This is a genomic window from Pseudomonadota bacterium (assembly GCA_030859565.1).
Lineage (GTDB): Bacteria > Pseudomonadota > Gammaproteobacteria > JACCXJ01 > JACCXJ01 > USCg-Taylor.
In genome coordinates this window covers 1-24,727 of sequence record JALZJW010000012.1, presented here as the reverse complement: position 1 = coordinate 24,727, position 24,727 = coordinate 1, and the positions used below count along the sequence as shown (strand labels likewise).

The window sequence follows — 24,727 nt, the reverse complement described above, 5'->3', positions numbered from 1 at the left end:
TAAGGAAGCTCTGCAAAAGTTACTGCGCAGCCCATCTGCTTTGGCGCGTGCTCGCGCGTCGCTCGCCTATCTACCTGATATGTCTCGCGACTCGCTCCGCGGCTTCGCGCATCTGGGCTTGCTCGCGACACTCTTGCAGAGCTTCCTAATTGAGGATGCGCGCGACGTCATTGTATATCGCAATGGCCATCAGGCTCCCGAGCAGCACGATCCCAATCTGCTGTGCAAAGCGTTGCGTCTCCACCGAGACCGGCTTGCGCTGCACGAACTCTATAAGGTAATACAATAAATGGCCTCCATCCAGTAGCGGGACCGGAAGCAAGTTGAGCACCCCGAGACTCACGCTTACGATCGCTAGAAACGATAAAAAGGCCGCCATTCCGATACCGGCGGACTGCCCGGCATACTGCGCGATGCTGATCGGCCCGCTGAGATTCTGGACGGAGGCTTCGCCGAGTACCATCTTAAAGATGATCTTTAATGTGATGGCGGACATTTCCAGCGTCTTCGACACGGAGTGGCCAAAGGCATCCAAGAGCGCGTAGCGCTGGGTGGCGACCAGCGCCGGGTCGAGATCTTTCGGCGGGGCGGCGCCCGCACCGATGCGCCCGATTGTTCTGCCTTCGACTTCTGCCCGTTCCGGCCGCACCTCAAGGCTGAGAGGCGTCTCACCGCGCTCGACCCGGAGCTGAATCGTCTGCTCCGGCCGCTCCTGGACATGGTCGACCCATTGCTCCCAAGACTGCATCGGGCGCCCGTCGGCCTGCAGGATCCGATCGCCTGCCCGGAGCCCGCTCCGCTCCGCCGCCCCGCCCGCAAGCACCTCCCCGATCACGGCCTCGAGATGGGGCCGATAGGGCTCTATGCCGAGACGCCGCAACAGGCTTCCGCGCGCGAGATCATCGATATGCACTCGGCGCAGGTCTATCGCGACCTTGCGGGTGCGGCCGTCCTCATCGCGTACCAAGAGGTTCAGCGTTTCGCCGTCCACGACCTTGGGAATCGTCTCGTTGATCACCGCATCCCAGGTGGGGGTCGGCTCCTCGTCCACGGAAATGATCTCGACTCCTTGGCGGAGACCCGCCTTGGCCGCGATCGAATCCGACGCCACCTCGCCTATCTGCGGCTTGAGACCGGAGATCCCGATCACATACATGGCGCAATAAGCGAGGATCGCAAACAAGAAATTAAACAGCGGTCCGGCCATCACCACCGCGGTTCTGGCCGCCAGCGGTTGGCGGTTAAATTCGCGCATGAGATCCGCGGGCGGCACCGGCCCTTCCCGGTCATCGAGCATCTTGACGTATCCCCCCAAGGGGATGGCAGCGACGACGAACTCCGTTTGATCACGGCCGATCCTGCGCCCCCAGATGGGTTTTCCGAATCCCACCGAAAAGCGCAGCACCTTGATGCCGACGCTGCGCGCGACACAAAAGTGACCGAACTCGTGGACCACCACCAGGACCCCGACGGCGACGACGAAGGCCAGAACTGAAAATATAACATCCATCATTGACGCCTCGCCGCAACGGCCCGCGCGGCATGCGCTCTGGCGGCAGCGTCCGCGGCCAAGATCGCCTCCAGCGAGTCGCCTCCCGCGCTCGGGACGCCTGCTAAGGTGTCCGCAACCACGGCGGGGATATCGCTGAATCGCAAGCTGCCATTGAGAAACGAATCGACCGCGACCTCGTTGCCCGCATTTAATACCGCGGTCGCCGTACCCCCTGCTTCCATCGCCTGACGGGCCAAACTCAGACACGGGAAACGCTCGAGATCCGGGGGCTCAAAGTCCAGCCGCCCCACTTCCAGAAGATTGAGCGGCGCGACCCCCGAGGGAATGCGGTCCGGCCAGGCCAGGGCATGGGCAATCGGCGTGCGCATATCCGGATTACCCAGCTGCGCCAGCACCGAGCCGTCGATGAACTCCACGAGCGAGTGAATCACGCTCTGCGGGTGCAGCACGACCTCCACGTGTGGCGGCGTGGTTGCGAATAACCAGCAGGCTTCGATGAACTCGAGCCCCTTATTCATCAGAGTTGCGGAGTCCACGGATATTTTGCGTCCCATGACCCAGTTGGGATGGGCGCAGGCCTGATCGGGGGTCACGGCGTGGAGGTCGGCAAGCGGCGTCCTGCGAAACGGGCCCCCCGATCCGGTAAGTAGTATACGCCGGACGCCCACCCGTTCCAGTCCCGCGGGGAAGGAGGGGGGAAGACATTGAAAGATTGCGTTATGTTCGCTATCGATGGGCAGCAGTTCGGCGCCGCTATTCTTTACCGCTTCCATGAAGATGCGCCCCGACATGACCAGCGCTTCCTTGTTCGCCAAGAGAATGCGTTTCCCGGTGCGCGCTGCGGCGAGCGTCGGAAGCAGCCCCGCCGCGCCAACGATCCCGGCCATCACATAATCCGCCTCTGGGGTGCTCGCGACCGCTTCCAAGCCGGCGCATCCGGAAAGCACGCGAACGCCGGGCGCACTCGTGGCCAAGCGGCGCTCAAGTTCCAATGCCTTGGTTTCATCCACCATCACGGCATAGGGCGGATGCCAGGCCTCGCATTGGCTCGCCAGCCGCTCGAGATTGCGATGGGCGGTCAGCGCGATAATCCGGAAACGCTCGCGATGGCGGGCCACGACATCGAGCGTGTTAACGCCGATGGTGCCCGTCGACCCCAAGATCGTCAGACCAATCACAATGGCAACCCGACGGCACTGCCGAGGGCGAACACCGGCGCGGCGGCCATCAAACTATCGATGCGGTCAAGGATCCCGCCGTGCCCGGGCAACAGGCTACCGCTATCTTTTACCCCCGCTTGCCGTTTCACCAAGCTCTCGAACAGATCTCCGAGCACCGAGAATATGACCGTGGCGAGACAGAGGGTCATAAACCCTACGCGGTCCGCAAAACGTAAGGGGATCCACCCTGAACATAGCCACCCGACCGCTCCCGAGGCAGCCAATCCACCCCATAATCCCTCCCAGGTCTTGCCCGGGCTGACCTTATCCGCGAGCCGATGCTTCCCCCAGCGCTTGCCGGCGAAAAAGGCCCCGATGTCCGCCGACCAAATCACCAGCATGAGCGCGACCACCAAGAACACCCCGCCATCGGCGCGGCCATGCAAACCGATGAGCGCCGCCCAGCCGGGGACCACGACAAACCAACCGGCCGCGCACAGTAACGGCCGCGACTTCGGAATACCGATCCCGCGGCGCTGATAATCGAGCAGCCAATAGAAAGCGGCGCACCACCCGCCCAACAAGAGCAAGGCGGCGCCGGCCATCTGATCCTTAACCCACGACAAGCTCAAGAGCCAGTACGCCGCCGCCATGCAGACAGACGTCGCGATCGTATAGTAAACACGCGGTTGGAACGCCGACCAACCGGCGAGGTAACTCCATTCCCACGCACCCAACGCGATGAAGACGCCGAAAACAACCGCCACGCCCGCGGTCGGCAAAAAAAACAAGGCCCCGAGCACCAGCGGGATGAGAATGGCGGCGGTGACAATGCGGCGCCTAAGCGCCGCGAACGCATTCGACCTGCTCGCCTGTCTTGCCGAATCGCCGCTGTCGCATTGCATAAGAGTTAAGCGCCATTTCCAGGTGAGCCGGCGTGAAGTCCGGCCACAGAGAGTCGGTAAAAAAAAACTCGGTGTACGCCAATTGCCACAGTAAATAATTGCTGATGCGCTGCTCGCCACCGGTGCGAATTATAAGATCGGGGTCGGGGAGATCGCCGAGGCTTAGGTGTGCTTCCACCGCGGCTTCCGTAATTTCCTCAGCCCTCATGACCCCTGCCGCGACCCGCCTCGCGAGCGCTCTCGCGGCCTGGGTAATATCCCAACGCCCCCCATAGTTCGCCGCGATGACCAAAATAAGCCCGCTGTTTCCTTGGGTTAATTTCTGTACCTCATCGATGCTTCCCCGCAGCTTGGACGGAAACGCGGAATCATCGCCAATCACCCGCAGCCGGACGTTGTTTTCGCTAAGTTTCATCGCCTCTTCCTGCAGCGAGGTAAAAAATAACTCCATGAGAAGCGCGACCTCTCGCTTGGGCCGGCGCCAGTTCTCGCTGCTAAACGCAAACAGCGTCAAAACCTCGATGCCCATCTCCGCGCAGGGCGCGACCATCCGGCGCACCGCCTCGACGCCCGCCCGGTGACCGGCAACGCGCGGTAATCTCCGGCGTTTTGCCCAGCGGCCATTGCCGTCCATGATGATGGCCAGGTGGCGGGGGATCGTGGCACGCTTCCTGTCGCCATCATCGCCGCGCTCCTGGTCCGTTGAGCGTGAACTGCCGTCAGCCAAGGTTAGACTTCCAATAGATCCTTCTCCTTGGCGGCCAAAACCTCCTCGATACGCGCGATATTATCATCGGTCAAACGCTGTATCTTCTCCTCGGCCCGGCGCTCGTCGTCTTCGGATATGTCCTTCTTTTTCACCAGTTCTTTCATCTGGTGGTTCGCATCGCGACGAATGTTTCTGACAGCGACCCGGGCCTGCTCGGCCTCCGTCTTGACGACGCGGATGAGATCGCGCCGCCGTTCTTCGGTCAAGGCCGGCAAGGGCACGCGAATGAGATCGCCCACTGTTGCGGGATTGAGTCCAAGGTCGGAATTCAAGATCGCCTTCTCGACAGTCTTCACCATGCTCTTATCCCAAGGCGTCACCCCTAGGGTGCGCGGATCGATCACCGTGACCGTCGCCGCCTGACTGATCGGAACTTCCGATCCGTAATAATCGACCCGGATGTGATCGAGCAAGCTGGTATGAGCCCGTCCGGTGCGGACCTTCGCTAGTTCGTGCTGCAAGGACTCTATGGCCTTGTGCATGCGCGTATCGGCAGCCCGCGTAATAGAGTCGATCATGGTCTCGCCCCGGCGTGCGCGACGCTGGTCACCAGCGTTCCTTCCTTGCCACCCATCACGGCTCGCAGCAGCGCACCCGGCTTGCTCATATCAAGCACCCGCAGCGGCAGGGCGTGGTCGCGGCAGAGCACGACCGCAGTTGCATCCATGACTCCCAGTTTATCGACAAGCACCTGGTCATAATCTAACTGATCATAGCGGCGCGCATCCCGAACCTTGCGGGGATCAGCCGAATAGACGCCATCGACTTTGGTCGCTTTGATCATAAGCTCGGCGTTGATCTCGATCGCACGCAAGCTCGCCGCCGAATCGGTGGTAAAAAAAGGATTGCCCGTTCCGGCCGCGAAGATCACCACCCGGCCCTTTTCCAGATGCCGGACCGCGCGCCGGCGGATATAGTCCTCACAGATTTGATTCACGCGGATCGCCGACATCACCCGGGCGAACAAACCGATACGCTCCAAGGCATCCTGCAAGGCCAAGGCATTAATCACGGTCCCGAGCATACCCATGTGATCGGCCGTGACCCGGTCTATTCCTTTGGCCGCCAACCCTTGGCCGCGCAGTATATTGCCGCCGCCGATGACAATCGCCACCTGGGCGCCACAGGCCGCCAGTTCTTTGATCTCGCCGGCCAGACGGTGTAGCACCTCGGGGTCGATGCCGTAATCGCTCTTGCCCATGAGCGCCTCACCGCTCATCTTAACCAGGATGCGGCGGTATTTCGGGGTCCCGGCGCTCACCGCGAGTTAACCCCCACGTGCTTGGGCCATAACCTCCGCCGCAAAATTCTCGACGCGCTTTTCGAGCCCCTCCCCAACCGCGAATCGTTGGAAGGCGCGTACGCTCGCCCCCGCCCCCGCCAACAGCTTTCCCACCGTCACCTCGGGGTTCTTTACGAACGCCTGGCCTAAGAGGGCGACTTCACTCTTATATTTCTGCAGCTTACCGGCCACGATCTTCTCCACCACCGCCGGCGGCTTTCCGGTTTCCGCCGCTTGCGCCGCGAAGATCTCTTTCTCGCGCGCCAAGAGGTCCGCGGGGACCTCAGACTCATGCACGCACAGGGGGCGACTCCACGCAATGTGCATCGCGATGTCCCTAGCGATTTCGGCATTCCCTCCGGCCATGCTGACCAAGACGCCGATCGTGGTGCCGTGCGGGTAGATCCCGAGTACGCCGCTTCCCGCTTCCAGCCAGGTGAAGCGCCGCACCTGTATCTTCTCCCCGATCTTGGCGACCAGTTGTTCGCAGCAGACGGCCACCGTCTCCTGGCCCTCCGCCAAGGGTAGGCGCAACAAAGAGTCGGCATCGAGAGGCCGGTGCCTGAGGACACAGCCGCCCACCGCTTCCGCGAATGCCTTGAAATCATCGGCGCGCGTCACGAAATCCGTCTCGCAGTTAACCTCCACCATCGCCGCCGTCGCCGCGCCGGGCGCCACGCTGATGACAATAACGCCTTCGGCGGCTATTCGTGCGGCTTTCTTCGCCGCTTTCGCGGCCCCGGATTTACGCAGGATATCAATAGCCTGTTCAAGATCGCCCGCCGCGGCCAGCAACGCTTTCTTGCAGTCCAACATCCCGGCCCCGGTGCGTTCCCGAAGCTCTTTTACCGCCGCGGCGGTGATCTCCATCCTCATCCCCTGTGCATCATGATGTTTCGATTAAAACCCCGGCCGAACGGCCCGCATCAAGGAGCGGACGGCTCCGGAGAATCGGCCGCCGCTTCCTCGGCCGCTGGGACTGCATCGGTATCTTCCGACCCTCGGGCAGTCCTCGTAGAGCCCGCCGCTCGCGTCCTTACCGGTACTTTTTTCTTTGCCGTTTTCTTACGCGGTACGGCATTCTTTCTTAGGGCGGCCCGCTCATCTTCTTCCTTGGAGGATAGGCGTATCGGTTCGCCCGAAGAGTCAAGCTCCACAAACTCGTCCCCTCCCGTGACTACTGCTTCAGGTAAGGCCACGCGCCCTTGGGCGATGGCATCCGCGGCGGTCTTAAGATAAAGCTCGATCGCGCGGATAGCATCGTCATTGCCGGGAATCATATAGTCGATCCCATCGGGGCAATGGTTGCTGTCGACCACGGCGACAATGGGGATATTCAGTTTCCTTGCTTCCGCCACTGCATTTTTTTCGTGCCCGACATCGATGATATACAGCGCATCGGGAAGACCTTCCATGTCCTTGATGCCTCCGAGGCTGCGCTCAAGCTTCTCGTGCTCGCGATGGTAGTGGAGCGCCTCCTTCTTACTCAGACGCTCGGCCAGACCGCCTTCCTCCGACATGGCCGCGATCTCTTTCAAACGGTTGATGGAACGCCTGATGGTCCGGAAATTGGTGAGCGTACCCCCCATCCAGCGGCGGTTCACGTACGGCATCCCACAGCGGGCCGCCTCAGTTTTTACCACTTCTTGCGCGGCCCGCTTCGTTCCGACTACCAGGATGGTGCCGTTGCGCGCCGCCAGCTTCTGCAGAAAGGCCATGGCCTCATTGAACAAGGGCAGCGTTTTTTCGAGGTTGATAATATGGATCTTATTGCGTTCTCCGAAGATAAAGGGGGCCATCTTCGGGTGCCAGTAACGGGTTTGGTGGCCAAAATGGACACCGGCCTCGAGCATCTGGCGCATGCTTACCTCAACCATGGAATCACTCCTAATAGGGTTCGACCTCCACACTCCATGCATTGACCCTATGACCGGGCACCCTAATGCAGCTTACCGTGTGTGAGTAGTTTGCTATGAAAGCCCGCGCTTTATACCATAGTTGATGTAGGGCAACAATCGGACACGAGCGGGCGCAATCCCGCTATCCCATGCCGGTCACGATTAAAACACCTCAGGAGATCGAAAAGATGCGGGTCGCGGGCCGGCTCGCGGCGCACGTGTTGGCGATGATTCGCCCCCACGTTGTCAAAGGCGTCACCACCGGCGAACTGGATCGCCTCTGCCACGATTATATCGTCAATACGCTGGATGCGATCCCGGCGCCGCTCAATTACCGCGGATTCCCGAAATCCATTTGCACCTCGGTCAACCATGTCGTTTGTCACGGTATCCCAGGCGAAAAGCGGCTTAAAGACGGTGACATTATCAATATTGATGTCACCGTCATCAAAGAGGGTTACCACGGCGATACCAGCAGAATGTTTTTTGTCGGCACGCCCGCCTTGCGCGCCAAACGGCTGGTCGAGGTGTGTCACGAATGCATGCGAATAGGGATCGGAGCCGTCTGGCCGGGCGCTCGGCTCGGGGACTTGGGGTACGCGATTCAGCGGCACGCGGAAACGCACGGTTTCTCCGTCGTGCGCGAATACTGCGGGCATGGGATCGGCCGGGAATTTCACGAGGAGCCTCAGGTACTGCACTACGGGAGCCGGGACACCGGGTTGCGGCTGGAGCCGGGTATGACTTTTACCATCGAACCGATGATCAATGCCGGGAAACGCCACGTTAAACTGTTACCCGATGAGTGGACCGTCGTCACCAAGGATCGCGCTCTGTCCGCGCAATGGGAGCATACGGTGCTCGTGACCGGCGGCGGCTGCGAGGTCTTGACCTCGCTGCCCGGCGATCCGCCCCAGCCCTTATGAGCAACCCGCGGGAGTTTTTCGATCCGGTACGCTTCGAGCGTGATGTAAAACGCGCGGCCGCGCCGCTCGCGGTCTATAAGGCCACGCTTGCGGCCGGAGCGGCTTCCATAGAGCAGCGTTTCGCGATGGGCGCGCCGATCACCGAGCTGGTCGCCCAGCGCACCTGGCTCGTGGACGAGCTGGTCACGCGCGCCTGGCGGCAATGGGAGCTCGCGGGCAAACCGTTTGCCCTGATCGCCGCCGGAGGTTACGGACGCCGCGAGCTGCATCCGGGTTCGGACGTCGATATCTTGGTGCTGACGGGGACCCGGGTGGCGGGCAAGGACCATGAACGCATGGAATCTTTTCTGCGCTTCCTCTGGGATATCGGGCTCGAGGTTGGGCACAGCGTCCGTACGGTAGCGCAATGCCGGGACATGGCCGCCGACGATATCACCATTGTGACGAATCTCATGGAAGCACGCTTGCTTGCCGGTGACATCGCCCTTTATGAGGCCATGCGCACCGCGACCGGAGCGGCGACTATCTGGCCCCCCGCGGCCTTTTTCGAGGCCAAGCTCTGCGAGCAGGCCGCGCGCCATCGTAAGTTTCACGATACGGCCCACAATCTCGAACCCAACATCAAGGAAGGCCCGGGGGGGCTGCGCGATATCCATACGATCGCCTGGGTCGCTAAACGTCATTTCGGCGCCGACTCGTTAGCGGGCTTGCTCGATCACGGTTTTCTAACGCCAGACGAATACCGGACCTTGAGCAGCGGTCAGTCGTTCTTATGGCGCATTCGCTTCGCCCTCCACACCCTCGCCGGGCGGCGCGAGGATCGTTTGTTCTTCGACTATCAGCGGCGCGTGGCGGCCCAGTTCGGATATCTGAGCGACGATCAGGATCAACTCGCAGTCGAACGCTTCATGAAGCACTATTATCGCATCGTGATGGAGCTTAGCCGGCTCAACGAGATGCTGCTGCAACTTTTTCAAGAAGCGATCCTCGAGCGCGATCATGCCGTCGAGATCCAGCCTTTGAATAAACGCTTCCAGATCCGGAACGCTTACATCGAGGCCTGCGGCGAGCACGTGTTCAAAGGCTATCCGTTCGCCCTTTTGGAGATCTTTCTACTGTTGCAGCAAAACCCGCATATCGAGGGTGTCCGCGCAAGCACCATCCGTTTAATCCGCGACCACCGCCATCTTATCGACGATAAGTTCCGCAACGATCTCAAGGTGCGCAGCCTTTTTATCGAGATCGTCCGCCAGCCACGGCGCCTAGGCCACGAGCTCCAGCGCATGCACCGCTATGGCGTCCTCGAGGCTTACCTGCCGGCCTTCGGCGCGGTCGCCGGGCTCATGCAGTTCGATCTCTTCCACGTCTATACCGTCGATGTGCACACCCTGTTCGTCGTCCAGAACATGCGCCGCTACACCAACCCCGAAAATAAGGACGCGCTGCCCATGTGCGCTCGCCTCATGGCCCAGATCCCGAAGCCGGAAATCCTCTACATCGCGGGCCTATTTCACGACCTTGCCAAGGGCCGCGGCGTGGACCACTCGCAAGTGGGCGCGACGATCGCCGCCGAGTTCTGCCAGCACCACGGGCTTGGGCGTTTCGACACGAGACTCGTGGCCTGGCTGGTCGAACATCACCTGCGGATGTCGACGACGGCGCAGCGGCGCGACGTCTCCGATCCGGAGGTGGTCAATGAATTCGCCCGGCTGGTCAGCAATCGGGTGCGTCTAGACTATTTATACCTGCTCACGGTGGCCGATATCCGCGGCACCAACCCCGCACTCTGGAACAGTTGGAAAGACGCCTTATTGACCGAGCTCTATGAGAACACCTTACGGGCGCTCCGCCGAGGGGTGCGAAACCCCATCGAAAAAGAAGAATGGATTGCCGAGATCAAAGGCGAGGCCTTGGCGATCTTGCTGCCGTCGAGCCTCAGCAAGGAGGCCATCTTTTCGGTATGGCAGGATCTCGGGGAAGAGTATTTTTTGCGCCACGGGCCGGATGAAATCGCCTGGCACACCCAGGCCATCGCCGGCGCCCGCGCGGGAGAACTGCCGCTGGTGCTCATCCGCCCCAAAACGGGCCGCGGCGGTACGGAAATCTTCATCTACGGGCACGACCAAGACCACCTGTTCGCGGCCGCGACCCATGCGCTCGATCGGCTTGGGCTCACCATCATGGACGCCCGCATCATCTCTTCCCCCAAGGGTTTTACCCTGGACACCTACATCGTACTCGAAGCCGCAACCTATGAGATGATTCAAAGCGACGCCCGCGCCCAGGAGATCGCCGCCGCCTTAGAGGCAAAGCTCGGTTCGGCGGAACCCCTGTCCGTTAAGACGAATAGGCGGCCGGCGCCCGAACTCAAACATTTTAAACTCCCCACCGAGGTGTCCTTTAGCGCCGATAACGCCAACGCGCGCACGCTCATGGAGGTCGTTGCCACGGATCGCCCGGGAGTGTTGTCGCAGATCGCCTTGGCCATGCGCCATTGCGGCGTGCGCCTGCAAAATGCGAAAATCGCGACCTTCGGTGCGCGCGTCGAAGACATCTTTTACATTACCGATACCGAGAACCGCCCGATCCAAGATCCCGTGAAATTCGAATGTCTCAGAAACTCGATTACCGCGGCGCTCGAGCCCTAGGGCGTCACCCCGTGGCGGACCACCGCGGGACAATATGGCTTGCGGGCCGGGATGATATCTCTTAGTCTGGCGCCATAGCCACGCAGGATCGTTAGCCTAGTTCCATGCTCGCGCGACTCTTCGGCAGAAACACGACGGACGGCTATCCGCACGAGGACGATCCCTCGCTCGCCGGCCAGATAACGGTGGTCCTCGTGTCCGTCACCGCAATCGTCCTGCTGGGATTGAGCTATTATTGGGACGTTGATACGGCGTTTTTCGATCCGCCGCACTTTGATGTGCGCGAGGCGGCCTTGAAGCAGGTGGCTGAAGATCCGAAGAAGCTCGTGCCTGGCGCGATCACGAGTTCGACGCTCATCGAAGTCGCGTCGTTTTTAATCGATAAACCCGGCGGGTATATAGCCAATGATATTACCCCGCCGGGTTTGCTCATGGACAACACGCCGAGTTGGGAGTTTGGCGTGGTGGTGCAATTGCGGGATTTGACCCGTGTGTTGCGAAACGACTTTAGCCGCTCGCAAACCCAATCGACCGAAGACGCTGACCTATCCCGCGCCGATCCCGATTTTCACAACGACACCGATGCCTGGTTGTTTCCGTCCTTCGAGGGTCAAGCAAAAGCGGGTATCGTAGCACTGGAACGCTATTATTCGAGGCTAACGAACGCGAAGCCGTCCGCGGCCCGGTTTTACGCGCGCGCCGATAACCTGGTCGCGTATCTGTCGCTCGTTGCACAGCGCTTAGGGGACCACTCTCAGCGCTTGAGCGCCAGCGTCGGGAAGGTGCCCGTGCTTATTACCAGCGCTAACCCGGCCGCTGTGGAAGACGCGTCGCTTTTCGCCGCCCCTGCGTTAAAAACCCCTTGGATGGAGCTCGACGACGTCTTCTATGAAGCCCGCGGCGCGACTTGGGCTCTTGTGCACTTCCTGCGCGCCATCGAGATCGACTTCGAATCGGTGCTCAACAAAAAGAACGCACTCGCCAGCGTGCGCCAGATCATACGCGAATTGGATCGCACCCAGGACGCGCTGATGAGCCCGATGGTTCTCACCGGGGGTGGCTTCGCGATCTTCGCCAATCACTCCTTGGTCATGGCCTCTTATATCTCACGCGCCAATGCCGCCACGATCGATCTCATAAAACTGCTCCAGCAAGGCTAACGATACGTATGCGGCCCTTACGTTTATGTGTTGCGGCCTCTATCTGTACCTGTGGCAACCGCTTTTCCGCGAATCTCTGACCGCCCCTTCTTGATGCCGCGTCCGGGCCCGTCGCCGGGCGGGTGCGGCTGCGGCGTATAAAAAAAATCGCTCGCCAAATAGCGGTCCCGGGAATGGCGGAGAAGCACCAGGACGACGGCCGCCACCGGCAACGCGATCAATACGCCCACCATGCCAAACAATTGGCCGCCGGCCATGACGGAAAAGATGACCGCCACCGGATGCAAGCCGATGCGCGTGCCGACCAGCCAGGGCGAGAGCACGTAACCTTCCAAGAGCTGTCCCACCGTGAATACGGCGATCACATAAACCAGATGCAGCAAGTCCTGGAATTGAGCGATCGCGGCGAGCCCGGCCATACCGATCCCCACGAAAAACCCAAGATAGGGGACAAAGCTCACCAAACCGGCCAGCATACCGAGGGATAAAGCCAGCTCCACTCCCACGATCCACAGCCCGAGCGCGTACACCATGCCTAGGGACAGCATGACGACAAACTGCCCACGTAAAAAGGCAGCCAGCACGGAGTCGCATTCCCTTACCAAGCTCACAATCGTGGCCTCGTAACGCCTAGGCAACAATTCCTGTATTCGCTCCACGATACGATCCCAGTCGCGTAAAAGATAAAAGGTGACAATCGGGACGAGAAACAGATAGACAAGCAAGGTCAGCGCAACCTGACTCGATTCGGTGATGCCACGGATGATCCCCATCAGCGCGCCCGCGAAACTTTGCCATTGACCCGAGACGGCGGCATAGATCGACTCGGAGCTAAATACGGAAGTCTTGAAAATTTCAGTATCGACGATCTGCGGTAACATTTCGGTGCGAAACCATTCCATCGCCGCCGGCACCGCACCCAGCAAAGCGCTCACTTGTTGGCGCATCACCGGAACCAGGAACAATACCAGCAAGGCCCCCAGCAGCGTCAACAGCATGAACACGATGAGTACGGCGGCCGTGCGCGAGAGCCGGGCCTGCTGCAACCGATCGACGAGGGGGTCGCCAAGATAGGCCAAGACCGCTCCCAATACGAACGGGGTGAAGACAGATCCCAGCCGATACAGCAACCAACCCGCGCCAAGCGTAGCGATGAGAAACCACCACCTCGAGTCGAACATGACGATTTAATACCGTCTATCAGGCATGTTCAAAGACGGCGATAGACTCGACGTGGCTGGTATGCGGAAACATGTCGAGAACCCCGGCCGCGACGAAGCGCAGACCTTTCTCGCGCACCAAGACTGCGCTGTCGCGCGCGAGCGTCGCGGGGTTGCAAGACACGTAAGCGAGCCGCTTGACCGCTGCTAAGGGCAGACGCCCGAGGATCCGCGATGCGCCGGTGCGCGGCGGATCGAGCAACATCTTTTCATAACCATCGGCTGCAATGGGTAAGGGGTCTGTTTCATCATTGAGGTTAAACGCATGAAACTCCACATTCGAGATACCGTTAGCGCGGGCATTTGTCCGCCCGCGCTCAACGAGCGTGCGTTCCCCTTCGACCCCCGCAACGAATCCGGCGTGGCGCGCTAAGGGCAGGGTAAAGTTTCCGAGACCACAGAAGAGGTCGAGCACGCGTTCGCTCGCGAGCGGCTCCAATAGAGCCAGCACCCGCTCGACCAAAGCCCGATTGATCTCGGCGTTCACCTGGATAAAATCCAAGGGTAGAAACCTGATCTCGACTTGGCCGGGCAACGTATAGGATAGCATCGGGTCCCCCGGCGGCCACAACCGTACGACCGTCTCCGGTCCACCGGCTTGCAGATATACGGCGATCCCGGTGCGATCCGAAAACGATTTAAGATAATCCTCATCCGAGCTTGCTAGAGGCGTTAAATGCCGGATGATGATTGCCGTCTCGTGGTCGCCCACAGCGATCTCCATCTGGGGTACGGCGCGCGCGACACTAAGGCCTTGCACCAGCAGGCGCAGTTCATTCAAGCGCAGACCGATGCTCGGGTGTAAGACTTCACAGCGGCTGAGGTCCGCTACCCGCCGTCCTCCTTTTTCCTTGAACCCGGCTAAGATGCCGCCCTTCATATCGACGTATTTCACGCTCAAGCGGGCCTTGCGGCGATAGCCCCAGAGAGGCCCCGTGATCGGCGGGAGGATCGTCTCCGCACTTGCCCGAGATGCAGAAGCTGATCGAGCAACACGCGCTGTTTGTGCTCGATCTGGGATCTAGAAGCAAGGTGTTGCAGACTGCAACCACCGCACACACCGAAATGCGGACAGCGCGGCGGGACACGCATGAGACTTGGCTCCAAGACCCGATCGGCGACGCCTTCGTCGAACTGGCCGCGCCGGCGAAGATAGCGAAACATGACCCGTTCACCCGCTAAAGCGCCGTCGATAAAGACCGTCTTACCGTCGATATGCGCGACGCCACGGCCTTCCGCGGAGAGCGTCTCGCTGCGCGCCTCGCAGAGCGGCGGGGCCCGGCTACCGGCGAGGAGTGGCCCTCGCGCGTCCGCCGATCGCCGGATCGCAATGCCTACGGAGAGACGCCGTTCCATGCGTGCAAGAAGGCTTGCAGATGGGGCCGCGATTCCTGCTCCAAGGCCTGCCGCAAGGCCTGACACCCCGCTTCAAAGCCGTCGCGGGTTTGCTTGCCGCACATCAGCTCGTAGCGCAGATAAATCAGATAGGTGTTCAACACATCGGTTTCACAATAGTTGCGTATGGCCTCGATATCGCCCGCACGAAAGCGCTCCCACACATCGGCGCCGCTCATCTCCAGTTTCCCTGGAAATCCCATCAGGCTCGCGACATCGTGCAAGGACGCAAAAGCACGCGGCTCGTAGCCCGCGATGACGTCCATGAGATCGGTATGACGCTCATGAAAACGATTGAGATAATTGTTCCAACGAAAGCCCTGGTCATTGCCGCCGGTTTCCCAGTAGCGGCCCGCCTTGATTCCGTGCAGAAGTCCGCGGTAATGCAGCACCGGAAGGTCGAATCCCCGCCCGTTCCACGAAACGAGAATGGGGCTATAACGCTCGATGCCGTCGAAGAACCGCTGGATCAGCTCCGCCTCCGGCAAGCCCGGCTCTCCGATCGACCAGACATGTAAGCGGGCGGGTGTGCGTAAGACGAGGGAAATCGCGACCACGCGCTGCACCGGGTGACGCAGGAACTCGCTTTTTCCCTCGGTCTCCTGCATACGCTTACTGTGCATGACCTGTGCAACTTCTTTATCCGTTAGGTCAGTGAGCTCATACAAACGGCGGCCGGTGTCCACGTCCGGGACCGTCTCGATGTCAAACACCAGCACGTTCACGGCCGGCCCAAAGCGCGCTTATTTCTTTTTCCACCCGGCGCCGTCGTCCTGATACCACCATCCGCGCGGTGCATTCGTAACCCAGCGCTCCGCGAAGGTGGCGCGGATCTCACTCTCCCACTCTGGATGGCCGTTCTCGCGGGCGATCCCTTGATACAGCGCATTTCGATCCCGATTCTCCTCAGCCACGAGTTGCTTGAGCGCGTTGCGGCGCGCGAGTGGGACCGCCGCGAGGTCGCGCGCGTCTAACAAACCGTTTGCGGTCATTCCAACCGCACCGCTCGCGTAGAACGGCGACAGGGCTCGATTCCGCTTGCGCATGGAAGCGCGCAGCTTATCGATTCCGGGACTGGAGATGTCAATATCCAGTTGTGCGGCGAATGCCATGGGTACAATTAAAGACAACACACGGCTTCCCAATGACGTATCCACGCCAACGCCCCGGCTTTGGTCTTCGTTGGACGGTTTTTCCGGCGCGTCGCCTTTCTTTGGCCGTCCATAGATGTCTTGTATGATTTGATCAGCGGCTTGTTCCGCAGCCGCCGCTGGAAAATAGATGTTGACCGTCACACAGGCTGCCGAGCTCAAAGCGATGATCGCGGTTATGGCTGTACTTTTCATTCCTAACCTCTCATTTGACTACGGCCCCCTTGCTCGCCGTCACGCGCTTTAAGCGATCGATCAAGGTCCGCCACGCGACGGATCGATTGTATCCCTTGACATCGATCACGGGCGGGACTCTGCCTCCTTTCACAATGTAGTAGCCTCCTTCCTCTACCGGCCCGACTCCGCCCATGTCGCACACGCCGTTACGCAGGCGGCATGTGATCCCGAGACGCGCGTAAGAAAACGTGTCGAATAACCCGAGTAACGCCCGCGAGAATGTGTTCGCGCTTCCGCCGCCTCCAAGCCGAGTGAGGCTCTCGACCGCCCGCTGACTGATCCGATGCGGCTTCGGATCCTTGGCCGGGGTGGAAAATTCAGCATCGAACGCTACCGGTTGTCCATCCTCCAGCCGCAGGCCGCGCACCCGCCCCCCCAATCCGCCTTCAATCTTACCAAACGAAAACGCTCCGGTCAGTGCCTCTAGGTCCAGATCCCTAACGCTAATGTCGGCCGTGAGAACCGGCGCCGGTCCAAACGGATCGTTGATGTATAGGTTTTGAACCACGACGGCGCCATCGAACACCTGTGCGCGCAAGGCGCCGCCGACCCGTAAGGTGTCGTGTCGATAGTCTATTCCCGGCGCCACGCCGGAGAGGCGGCCGGACAACGGATGCCAGCCGAGCGCGCGCGTAAAGCGGGCGAGCGAGAAAGGTTCGACCTTGGTGTCGGCTTGCACGGAAAATTCGTCGCCGCCGAAATCATAAGCGCGCAAGGACTCGATCCAAAGCTTTCCGTCCAGGACCGGAATACTTACCGGCCGGGCTAAACGCAACTCGCCCTCTTGAGATTCGATGTCGAGGTCGACCGGACCGAATGCGAGGCGCTGGAGTTTGAGCTGCGCAAAGCGCAGGCGCGACCGCAGCCGCTGGCCGTGGGCAAGTAGTGGTAATTGGCCGCTCAGCGAGCGGATTTCAAATCCCCCCTGCGCCTCGCGCGCACTTACCTCCGAGAACACGAGCCGCAACTGCGCCGGTACGCCGGCCGTGATCCGGGCGTCGATCCCGAGCTGCCCGGCGGGCTTGATGTCTCGCAGCACCGTACCGAAAAGGAGCGGTTGCAGGTACATTGGATAGGCTTTGCGAAGATCTAAAAGCGACGCGTTGAGTCTCAACACATCCCAGGGCTTCGAAGTGAAAGGCCTGAACGATCCGCTCGCGCGTAGTCGTAATGTCTTCTTGTGATCCAGCACCAGATCGAAAACATCGAGCTTGCCGGCGGAAGGATCCCATTCGGCGTTAATGCGGAGGAGTAAACCCGGCGTCTCCAACGCAAAGCCAGGCCGAACTCCGCCCAGGGTAAAGCCGGGTTCGAGATAGAGCTGCCCGCGCGTAAATTCGAGCCGGCTTGAAGCGACCCAACGCTTCCTCGGCCGCGCTGCTGCGCGCAGTTCCATTTTCGCGGCCAGATCCTGCGCGGCGTCCGGTCCGTTGAATCCGACTGTCCGGACACCGATGACCGCCTGGAACCTAGCCGCGTCCTTACCGGCACCGCCAAGCTCGAACCGCACGTCCGCGGACCCCTGAATATCGGTATAACCGCCTGCCTCGGTGATCCACCGCCCGTGCAGGCGAGCAAGCTGCGATAGATCGAGCCCCGACAGGGTGCAACGAAGCGTCCAGTGTCCTCGGTTCCACCGCCAGACGAGCCGTCCACGAGCCCCCGCCCAGGCGATATCCGTGAACGCGATCTCCGTATGCTCCCCGCTCGAACGAACGCGCAACTCTCCTCGTAACGGACCGAGCCACGGCTGCCGGATCTCGAACCGGCGGCACCCGGCAGCATCGTCGTTCATCACCCAGCCCGAGCAGTGGACATGGAAATCGGATAACGCGAAGCGGGGCGGAATTTCCACCCGCCCGATCGAGAGGTCAAGCTCCGATCCCGCAACGGAGCTCAGCGCCGCCACCCACTGCCCCACAAATGCAAGATCGGTAAAACGCGGTAGGGCGCCAAAGACTGCTTGCGAGTGCAGCAGTGCGCAGGCCCCTAAGATACAGGCGCCGCGCCCAAGCACGCGCTCAACTGCTCGGGAAAAGCTCAGTGGACAAATAGCGATCCCCGCGATCGCAGATGACGGTGACGATCACGGCATGCTGCAGCTCGCGCGCGAGGCGCAATGCGGCGGCGACCGCTCCGCCCGATGATGTCCCCGCGAAAATACCCTCCTGCGCCGCCAAGCTCCGGGTTAAGGATTCGGCCTCTTCCTGGCTCACGTCGATGATCCGGTCTACGCGCGCGGGTTCGTAGATCTTGGGCAGATACTCCGGCGGCCAACGGCGGATCCCCGGAATGCAGGCTCCGGCCTGAGGTTGCACTCCGACGATCCGGACCCCGGGGTTCTTTTCCTTAAGAAAGCGGGACGTTCCCATGATCGTTCCCGTCGTGCCCATGGAGCTCACGAAATGCGTGACCCGGCCCTCGGTCGCACGCCAGATCTCGGGCCCCGTGCCTTCGTAATGGGCGCGCGGATTGTCGGGATTGGAAAATTGGTCAAGGACTTTCCCGCGGCCTTCTCGCTCCATTTCCTGTGCCAAGTCAATCGCGGCTTCCATGCTTCCTACCGCCGGCGTCAGAATAATCTCGGCCCCATAGGCTCGCATGGCCGCGCGCCGCTCGACGCTCATGTGCTCGGGCATGATCAGCACCATCCGGTAGCCCTTGATGGCGGCGACCAAGGCCAGTGCGATCCCGGTGTTCCCGCTGGTGGCTTCAATAAGTGTGTCGCCCGGTCTGATCTCGCCGCGCTCCTCCGCGCGCCGGATCATGCTCAGGGCCGGACGATCCTTCACGGAACCGGCGGGATTATCGCCTTCGAGCTTAGCCAAGATCACGTTCGTGGTCTCGCCCGGCAATCGCTGCAGGCGCACCAACGGAGTGTTGCCGACAAAGGATTCGATGCTGGGGAACGGCATAAACCTATCCAAACATATTTGAAATTTCGGGTACACCTCCAAAGTCCCTGTCCTTCCTGGACAGGCATCGTCTTTTCTCCCTCTCCCACCGGGAGAGGGTTGGGGTGAGGGGATCAAACCCGGCAGGCGCCTTCCGGCCGCCTGTCGGGTCGTTGCAAGCCCCTAAATCAGTGCGCGCCTGCGGCTTTGAGATCCTCGAACTGAGCTTCTTCCGTTGACCCCTTGAGGGCGGTGATCGAAGAGTTTCCTCCGGTAATGACTTGGGCCACCGCATCGAAGTAGCCGGTGCCCACTTCGCGTTGGTGTTTGACGGCGCTGAACCCCTTGGATACCGCCGCGAACTCCGCTTCCTGCAATTCCACGAAGGCGCTCATCTGGTGGCGCGCGTAACCATAGGCGAGATTGAACATGCTGTAATTCAAGGCATGGAAACCGGCCAGCGTAATGAACTGAAATTTATAACCCATGGCGCCCATCTCGCGCTGGAACTTCGCGATCGTGGCGTCGTCGAGGTTCTTTTTCCAATTGAACGAGGGCGAACAGTTGTACGCGAAGAGCTGATTCGGATGATGCTTGCGAACGCCCTCGACGAACTTCTTCGCGAACGCGAGATCCGGCGTCTGCGTCTCGCACCAGATAAGGTCAGCGTAGGGTGCATACGCGATCCCCCGCGCAATCGCTTGATCCAGCCCTTTCTTGGTGACGTAAAAACCCTCGACCGTGCGCTCTCCGGTACGGAACGCCTGATCGCGTTCGTCGACGTCCGAGGTTATGAGACTCGCGCCCTCGGCATCGGTACGGGCGATGATCACGGTCGGCACCCCCATGGTGTCCGCCGCCAGCCGCGCGGCCGCGAGCTTCTGCACCGCCTCCTGGGTCGGCACGAGCACCTTGCCGCCCATATGTCCGCATTTCTTGGCCGAGGCGAGCTGATCCTCGAAGTGCACCGCGGCGGCGCCCGCTTCGATCATATGTTTCATAAGCTCGAAGGCGTTGAGCACGCCGCCGAATCCCGCTTCGGCGTCGGCGAGTATCGGCAGGAAATAGTCGATGCTGTCATCCCCCTCCGCGTGCGCGATCTGGTCGGCCCGGGTCAAGGCGTTGTTGATGCGCCGGATCACGGTCGGCACGCTGTCGACCGGATAAAGCGATTGGTCTGGATACATCGTGAAAGCAGTATTGGCGTCCGCCGCCACCTGCCAGCCGCTGAGATAGATGGCTTTTAAGCCGGCTTTCGCCTGCTGCACCGCTTGATTTCCGGTGAGCGCCCCGAGGGCGTTGACGAAATCCTCGCTATGGATTAGGCGCCAGAGCTTCTCCGCGCCCCGCTTGGCCAGGGTATGCTCGATAGGCACGCTTCCCCGCAGCTTGACGACATCTGCGGCGCGGTAATCTCGCTTGCGGTCCTTCCAGCGGGGGTTCGTGGTCCATTCCTGTTCTAGTTTCTTCGCTTCACTTTCGAACGCCATCACTATCTCTCCTCGTTTAACACGATCGCCCGACCTCCGGCGATAGGAATGCCGGTAGCTTAGACCCCATGATATGTTTATCCCTGCGCGCCGCTGCTTCGCCACGTTTGCGCGGCAAATCGCTGGCCGCGCGAATTCTTCCCTAATTAACTCGCGCGCTTGCGCCTCCGGAACGGACCGATTGTAACCTTACGGCCATCCTGAAGTACACTCCACTAGCCCCCTAAATGTGAACATCACGTTGCGTTGCACAAACACGTGCGAGCGTTGCATGCTACGCGCCGCTTTCGAACCGCGGCTCGGAAATGGGCAAGCTTTTTGCGCCCGTAAACATCGAGCGCGGGCTTCCTTATCCTTCGCGAAAATATCTGATCGCCGGCAGGATGATCTATGAAATATCGCTATCGGGTCCGTATAATTTATGTAGCGACGACTGGAACACCTAGGTCATGGCACAGAAACCCCAAAATGACCACGACGGCGGATTGGCGCTTCAAGACGCCCGGCCTAAGCTCAAACGTCCGCCCTTGTACAGGGTGATCTTGCTGAATGACGATTACACTCCGATGGATTTCGTCGTGCATATCTTGGAACAGTTTTTTTCCAAGAACCGGCAAGATGCGACTCTCATCATGATCGAGGTACACACGCGCGGTCGCGGCGTGTGCGGACTGTTCACCCATGAAATCGCGGAGACCAAAGCCGCGCAGGTCAACGCCTATGCGCGCGAACATCAACACCCACTGCTCTGTACCACGGAGCGCGAATAAGCAGGAACGGCTATGTTAAACAAAGAGCTGGAGATCACGCTTAACCATACCTACAAAGACGCGCGCGTGCAGCGGCATGAATTCATCACGGTCGAGCACTTGTTGCTAGCCCTGATCGACAATGGTGCCGCGGTCAGGGTGTTGCGCGCTTGCGGTGCGGACTGCCAGCAATTGCGCGGCGAGTTGGAGCTATTCATTCAGGAAACGGCCCCCGTGCTATCCCTCAGCGACGATCGGGACACGCAGCCCACGCTCGGATTCCAACGCGTCTTGCAGCGCGCGGTTTTCCACGTTCAGTCTTCGGGCAAACGGGAAGTTACCGGCGCCAATGTGCTGGTGGCGCTATTCGGCGAGCGCGAGTCCCAGGCCGTCTACCTGCTCAACAAATACCACGTCACACGCCTGGACGTGGTCAATTTCATTTCCCACGGGATCACCAAAACCGACGAGGATGAACCGGCCGAGGGCAACGGCGCGGCGGACCATGCGCCCGAGTCCGCGGAAGGCGGAAAATCCCCTTTAGAGGCCTTCACGAGCCATCTGAACAGGCTGGCGCGAAAAGGGAAGATAGACCCCTTGATCGGCCGCCGCCAAGAGATAGAACGCACGATTCAGATCCTGTGCCGGCGGCGCAAGAACAATCCCCTCTACGTCGGCGAAGCGGGTGTGGGGAAAACCGCGATTGCCGAAGGATTGGCCAAGATGATCGTCGATGGCGAGGTCCCCGAGGTCCTAGCCGAGAGCAACATTTACGCCCTCGACCTCGGCGCCTTGCTCGCCGGGACCAAATATCGCGGCGATTTCGAAAAGCGCTTGAAAGGCGTCCTCGGCCAGTTGCAGAAGGAACCCGGCGCCATCCTTTTCATCGACGAAATCCATACCATCATCGGAGCCGGAGCGGCGTCCGGCGGCGTGATGGACGCTTCCAATCTCATCAAACCGATGCTCGCCTCAGGGGATCTCAAGTGCATCGGATCGACGACCTATCAGGAATACCGCGGGATCTTCGAGAAGGACCGGGCGCTCTCCCGGCGTTTCCAGAAGATCGATATCGCCGAGCCTTCGGTCGAGGACACGGTTAAGATCCTTCAGGGCCTCAAGTCCCGATTCGAACGCCATCACGGGGTCAAATACACCCATCAAGCCTTGCGAGCGGCCGCCGAACTGACCGACCGTTACATCAACGACCGCCATCTGCCGGACAAGGCCATCGACATCATCGACGAAGTGGGCGCGAGCCAGCAACTCGTCCCGCCCTCGCGCCGGCGCAAGATCATCAACGTAGCCGATATCGAGAACATCGTCGCCAAGGTCGCCCGCATCCCGCCCAAAACCGTCTCGACCTCGGATAAGGACGTGCTGCGGTATCTGGAACGCGATCTCAAGCTCGTCGTCTTCGGACAGGAACAAGCCATCGCATCGATGGCCGCCGCGATCAAGATGTCGCGCTCGGGCCTCGGCGATACACGGCGGCCGATCGGCTCCTTTCTTTTCGCCGGACCGACGGGCGTAGGCAAAACCGAGGTGAGCCGCCAACTCGCGCGCATCATGGGCATCGAGCTGGTGCGCTTCGATATGTCGGAATACATGGAGCGGCATACCGTCTCACGCCTCATCGGCGCCCCGCCCGGTTACGTGGGCTTCGACCAGGGCGGGCTCTTGACCGAGGCCATCACTAAACATCCGCACTGTGTGTTGCTATTAGATGAGATCGAAAAAGCGCATCCCGACGTGTACAACCTGTTGCTGCAGATCATGGACCACGGCGCGCTGACCGATACCAACGGCCGCGAGAGCGACTTCCGCAATGTCATCATCATCATGACCACCAACGCCGGCGCCGAGCGCATCAACCGCGCCTCGGTCGGATTTACCCATCAAGACCATACGGGCGACGCCATGGAAGTCATCAAACGCGCGTTCAGCCCGGAGTTCCGCAATCGCCTGGATGCGATCGTCCAATTCAGTGCGCTCGATGAACGCGCCGTGCAGCAAGTCGTCGATAAGTTCCTGGTCGAGCTCGAATCCCAACTCGACACCAAGAACGTAACCGTCGATGTCGACGAGGCGGCGCGGGCTTGGCTCGCCGAGCACGGCCACGATCCATTGATGGGGGCGCGGCCGATGAGCCGCCTCATCCAAGACAAGATCAAGCGGCCTCTCGCCGAAGAGCTGCTGTTTGGCACGCTTGAACACGGCGGCCATGTCGACATTACCATCAAGGACGGCGAACTATCCCTCACTGTCGAGACGAAAGAGACCGCGGCCGCGGTTTAATACTTCACTCTAAGGGCATGGCCGGCATGAGATCGCGAAAATCCCGGATCATTGGAAACTCCCCCGTGGATCTCGCGGGTGCGCTGCTGTCCGGTCGCATCACCCCGTAGAGGTAACGGATCCCATGAGTCCGTGCGCTCTGCAACACACTGATATTATCATCGACCAAGAGCGTCGCCTCGACCAGGAACGGTTCGTGGTTATCTAGACGCCGCCAGAAATCGGGATCTTCCTTGGGAGTCAGGAAATCATGTGCGCAAATCACCGCATCGAAATAAGCGTCGAGGCCCGTGCGCGTGAGTTTGATGGCGAGACTTTTCGCGTGCGCGTTGGTGGTCAAAACGACGCGCTTACCTAGCGTTCGAAGAGACCGCAAGAACGGAACGACATGAGGGTGCACGGCGATCAAATGCTCCACCTCTCGTTTCAACTCGACGAGGTCCAGCCCGAGATCGCGCGACCAATAATCCAGACAGTACCAATCGAGTGTTCCTTCCATGGCTTTGTAACGCGCCACCAGCCGTGTCTTTGCATCCTCGGGCGCCAGATTGAAGCGCTCGGCAAAGCGCCGGGGAACGTGCGTGTGCCAGAAATGATTATCAAACTGAAGGTCGAGCAGCGTCCCGTCGAGGTCGAGAAAGACGGATTCTATTGAATTCCAGTCGAGCATGGCTCAAGTCTACAGGGAATGAATTCCTACTCGCAATTTACCGTATACCGCCACCGTGCCGAACGGGACGGACAGGGTCTGGTCTCGCGGACGGATAGGGTTTGGCTTTGACATATCGGTTTATTATATATTGAGACTTGCTCCTTTGTTTCCCACTTTGTTTCCCAAGAAATCCTTCGACAGCTAGCCATGGATATGAAACGTAGGTCCGCGTGAGTCTCTTCCGTTCCGCACCGGGAGTATTTTCTAATTCAAAGATGAGTCTGAAAGAAGGTAGTAAAGCCTGGCCTCCTAGGGTGAAAGAGTACTGGCCTCCGGGGATAGCTGGGGGCGTCGGGAGCCTGGGCGGTGCGACGACTGTT

The 24,727-nt window shown here is 60.3% G+C and carries 20 protein-coding genes and 1 pseudogene; 5 read left to right on the top strand and 16 right to left on the bottom strand.

Going from position 1 to position 24,727, the window contains the following annotated elements; all coding sequences use genetic code 11:
• Positions 1-145: 145 nt before the first annotated feature.
• The 8 genes from rseP to rpsB all read right to left on the bottom strand — a co-directional run bounded on the left by rseP (position 146) and on the right by rpsB (position 7,506).
• A complete protein-coding gene (gene rseP / locus M3436_03290) occupies positions 146-1,510 on the bottom strand; it encodes an RIP metalloprotease RseP (GenBank protein MDQ3563189.1) in 1,365 nt (454 codons plus the stop codon).
• Complete coding sequence (ispC, locus tag M3436_03285) at positions 1,510-2,691, bottom strand: 1-deoxy-D-xylulose-5-phosphate reductoisomerase (protein MDQ3563188.1); 1,182 nt, start codon at positions 2,689-2,691, stop codon at positions 1,510-1,512. Before ispC ends, rseP begins: the two co-directional genes overlap by 1 nt.
• The gene (locus M3436_03280; protein ID MDQ3563187.1) at positions 2,688-3,578 is read right to left on the bottom strand and encodes a phosphatidate cytidylyltransferase; all 891 of its coding nucleotides are present in this window, start codon (positions 3,576-3,578) and stop codon (positions 2,688-2,690) included. The genes ispC and M3436_03280 overlap by 4 nt, the downstream gene beginning before the upstream one ends.
• On the bottom strand, positions 3,514-4,212 hold the full coding sequence (gene uppS / locus M3436_03275; GenBank protein MDQ3563186.1) for a polyprenyl diphosphate synthase: 699 nt from the start codon (positions 4,210-4,212) through the stop codon (positions 3,514-3,516). The genes M3436_03280 and uppS overlap by 65 nt, the downstream gene beginning before the upstream one ends.
• A gap of 95 nt (positions 4,213-4,307) precedes the next feature.
• Complete coding sequence (frr, locus tag M3436_03270) at positions 4,308-4,865, bottom strand: ribosome recycling factor (protein MDQ3563185.1); 558 nt, start codon at positions 4,863-4,865, stop codon at positions 4,308-4,310.
• Positions 4,862-5,566, bottom strand: a complete 705-nt coding sequence (gene pyrH, locus M3436_03265) for a UMP kinase (protein ID MDQ3563184.1) — start codon at positions 5,564-5,566, stop codon at positions 4,862-4,864. Before pyrH ends, frr begins: the two co-directional genes overlap by 4 nt.
• A 48-nt stretch (positions 5,567-5,614) precedes the next feature.
• Positions 5,615-6,499, bottom strand: coding sequence for a translation elongation factor Ts (tsf, locus tag M3436_03260; GenBank protein ID MDQ3563183.1), 885 nt, complete (start codon positions 6,497-6,499; stop codon positions 5,615-5,617).
• 56 nt (positions 6,500-6,555) lie between these two features.
• Positions 6,556-7,506 (bottom strand): 30S ribosomal protein S2, encoded by a 951-nt coding sequence (rpsB, locus tag M3436_03255; GenBank protein ID MDQ3563182.1) that lies wholly within the window; start codon positions 7,504-7,506, stop codon positions 6,556-6,558.
• A gap of 170 nt (positions 7,507-7,676) precedes the next feature.
• On the opposite strand from rpsB, the gene map reads away from it, so the two are divergent.
• The 3 genes from map (at position 7,677) to M3436_03240 (ending at position 12,261) form a co-directional block, all read left to right on the top strand.
• Positions 7,677-8,453, top strand: a complete 777-nt coding sequence (gene map / locus M3436_03250) for a type I methionyl aminopeptidase (protein MDQ3563181.1) — start codon at positions 7,677-7,679, stop codon at positions 8,451-8,453.
• Entirely contained in the window at positions 8,450-11,101 is a 2,652-nt protein-coding gene (glnD, locus tag M3436_03245; protein MDQ3563180.1) for a [protein-PII] uridylyltransferase, read from the top strand. Before map ends, glnD begins: the two co-directional genes overlap by 4 nt.
• Before the next feature lie 104 nt (positions 11,102-11,205).
• Complete coding sequence (locus tag M3436_03240) at positions 11,206-12,261, top strand: DUF2333 family protein (protein ID MDQ3563179.1); 1,056 nt, start codon at positions 11,206-11,208, stop codon at positions 12,259-12,261.
• 23 nt (positions 12,262-12,284) lie between these two features.
• Here M3436_03240 and M3436_03235 read toward each other — a convergent pair whose 3' ends face one another.
• From M3436_03235 to aceA, 7 genes and pseudogenes are all read right to left on the bottom strand, one after another.
• Positions 12,285-13,442, bottom strand: coding sequence for an AI-2E family transporter (locus M3436_03235; protein MDQ3563178.1), 1,158 nt, complete (start codon positions 13,440-13,442; stop codon positions 12,285-12,287).
• A gap of 19 nt (positions 13,443-13,461) precedes the next feature.
• Positions 13,462-14,696: pseudogene (gene rlmD / locus M3436_03230) on the bottom strand (23S rRNA (uracil(1939)-C(5))-methyltransferase RlmD).
• A 119-nt stretch (positions 14,697-14,815) separates the two neighbouring features.
• Positions 14,816-15,601: a 3'-5' exonuclease gene (locus tag M3436_03225; protein ID MDQ3563177.1), complete on the bottom strand. Its 786-nt coding sequence runs from the start codon at positions 15,599-15,601 to the stop codon at positions 14,816-14,818.
• Between the two features lie 18 nt (positions 15,602-15,619).
• Entirely contained in the window at positions 15,620-16,222 is a 603-nt protein-coding gene (locus tag M3436_03220) for a YdbL family protein (protein MDQ3563176.1), read from the bottom strand.
• Between the two features lie 10 nt (positions 16,223-16,232).
• Positions 16,233-18,281, bottom strand: a complete 2,049-nt coding sequence (locus M3436_03215; GenBank protein MDQ3563175.1) for a YdbH domain-containing protein — start codon at positions 18,279-18,281, stop codon at positions 16,233-16,235.
• 4 nt (positions 18,282-18,285) lie between these two features.
• Positions 18,286-19,179 carry a cysteine synthase CysM gene (gene cysM, locus M3436_03210; protein MDQ3563174.1) on the bottom strand — a complete coding sequence of 298 codons (894 nt, stop codon included), beginning with the start codon at positions 19,177-19,179 and terminating at the stop codon, positions 18,286-18,288.
• A gap of 167 nt (positions 19,180-19,346) precedes the next feature.
• Complete coding sequence (gene aceA / locus M3436_03205) at positions 19,347-20,648, bottom strand: isocitrate lyase (GenBank protein ID MDQ3563173.1); 1,302 nt, start codon at positions 20,646-20,648, stop codon at positions 19,347-19,349.
• 449 nt (positions 20,649-21,097) lie between these two features.
• Between aceA and clpS the strand changes: the two genes are divergently transcribed.
• Together clpS and clpA are read left to right on the top strand one after the other, a co-directional pair.
• The gene (clpS, locus tag M3436_03200) at positions 21,098-21,418 is read left to right on the top strand and encodes an ATP-dependent Clp protease adapter ClpS (protein MDQ3563172.1); all 321 of its coding nucleotides are present in this window, start codon (positions 21,098-21,100) and stop codon (positions 21,416-21,418) included.
• A 12-nt stretch (positions 21,419-21,430) separates the two neighbouring features.
• The gene (clpA, locus tag M3436_03195; GenBank protein MDQ3563171.1) at positions 21,431-23,695 is read left to right on the top strand and encodes an ATP-dependent Clp protease ATP-binding subunit ClpA; all 2,265 of its coding nucleotides are present in this window, start codon (positions 21,431-21,433) and stop codon (positions 23,693-23,695) included.
• Between the two features lie 4 nt (positions 23,696-23,699).
• Here clpA and yrfG read toward each other — a convergent pair whose 3' ends face one another.
• A complete protein-coding gene (yrfG, locus tag M3436_03190) occupies positions 23,700-24,365 on the bottom strand; it encodes a GMP/IMP nucleotidase (protein ID MDQ3563170.1) in 666 nt (221 codons plus the stop codon).
• Between the last annotated feature and the right edge of the window lie 362 nt (positions 24,366-24,727).

Excerpts from the sequence above, each read along its gene's own strand:
- rseP (MDQ3563189.1), bottom strand. The coding sequence starts at position 1,510 with ATGGATGTTATATTTTCAGTTCTGGCCTTCGTCGTCGCCGTCGGGGTC.
- M3436_03280 (MDQ3563187.1), bottom strand. The coding sequence starts at position 3,578 with ATGCAATGCGACAGCGGCGATTCGGCAAGACAGGCGAGCAGGTCGAAT.
- uppS (MDQ3563186.1), bottom strand. The coding sequence starts at position 4,212 with ATGGACGGCAATGGCCGCTGGGCAAAACGCCGGAGATTACCGCGCGTT.
- frr (MDQ3563185.1), bottom strand. The coding sequence starts at position 4,865 with ATGATCGACTCTATTACGCGGGCTGCCGATACGCGCATGCACAAGGCC.
- pyrH (MDQ3563184.1), bottom strand. The coding sequence starts at position 5,566 with ATGAGCGGTGAGGCGCTCATGGGCAAGAGCGATTACGGCATCGACCCC.
- tsf (MDQ3563183.1), bottom strand. The coding sequence starts at position 6,499 with ATGGAGATCACCGCCGCGGCGGTAAAAGAGCTTCGGGAACGCACCGGG.
- rpsB (MDQ3563182.1), bottom strand. The coding sequence starts at position 7,506 with ATGGTTGAGGTAAGCATGCGCCAGATGCTCGAGGCCGGTGTCCATTTT.
- map (MDQ3563181.1), top strand. The coding sequence starts at position 7,677 with ATGCCGGTCACGATTAAAACACCTCAGGAGATCGAAAAGATGCGGGTC.
- glnD (MDQ3563180.1), top strand. The coding sequence starts at position 8,450 with ATGAGCAACCCGCGGGAGTTTTTCGATCCGGTACGCTTCGAGCGTGAT.
- M3436_03240 (MDQ3563179.1), top strand. The coding sequence starts at position 11,206 with ATGCTCGCGCGACTCTTCGGCAGAAACACGACGGACGGCTATCCGCAC.
- M3436_03235 (MDQ3563178.1), bottom strand. The coding sequence starts at position 13,442 with ATGTTCGACTCGAGGTGGTGGTTTCTCATCGCTACGCTTGGCGCGGGT.
- M3436_03220 (MDQ3563176.1), bottom strand. The coding sequence starts at position 16,222 with ATGAAAAGTACAGCCATAACCGCGATCATCGCTTTGAGCTCGGCAGCC.
- cysM (MDQ3563174.1), bottom strand. The coding sequence starts at position 19,179 with ATGCCGTTCCCCAGCATCGAATCCTTTGTCGGCAACACTCCGTTGGTG.
- aceA (MDQ3563173.1), bottom strand. The coding sequence starts at position 20,648 with ATGGCGTTCGAAAGTGAAGCGAAGAAACTAGAACAGGAATGGACCACG.
- clpS (MDQ3563172.1), top strand. The coding sequence starts at position 21,098 with ATGGCACAGAAACCCCAAAATGACCACGACGGCGGATTGGCGCTTCAA.
- clpA (MDQ3563171.1), top strand. The coding sequence starts at position 21,431 with ATGTTAAACAAAGAGCTGGAGATCACGCTTAACCATACCTACAAAGAC.
- yrfG (MDQ3563170.1), bottom strand. The coding sequence starts at position 24,365 with ATGCTCGACTGGAATTCAATAGAATCCGTCTTTCTCGACCTCGACGGG.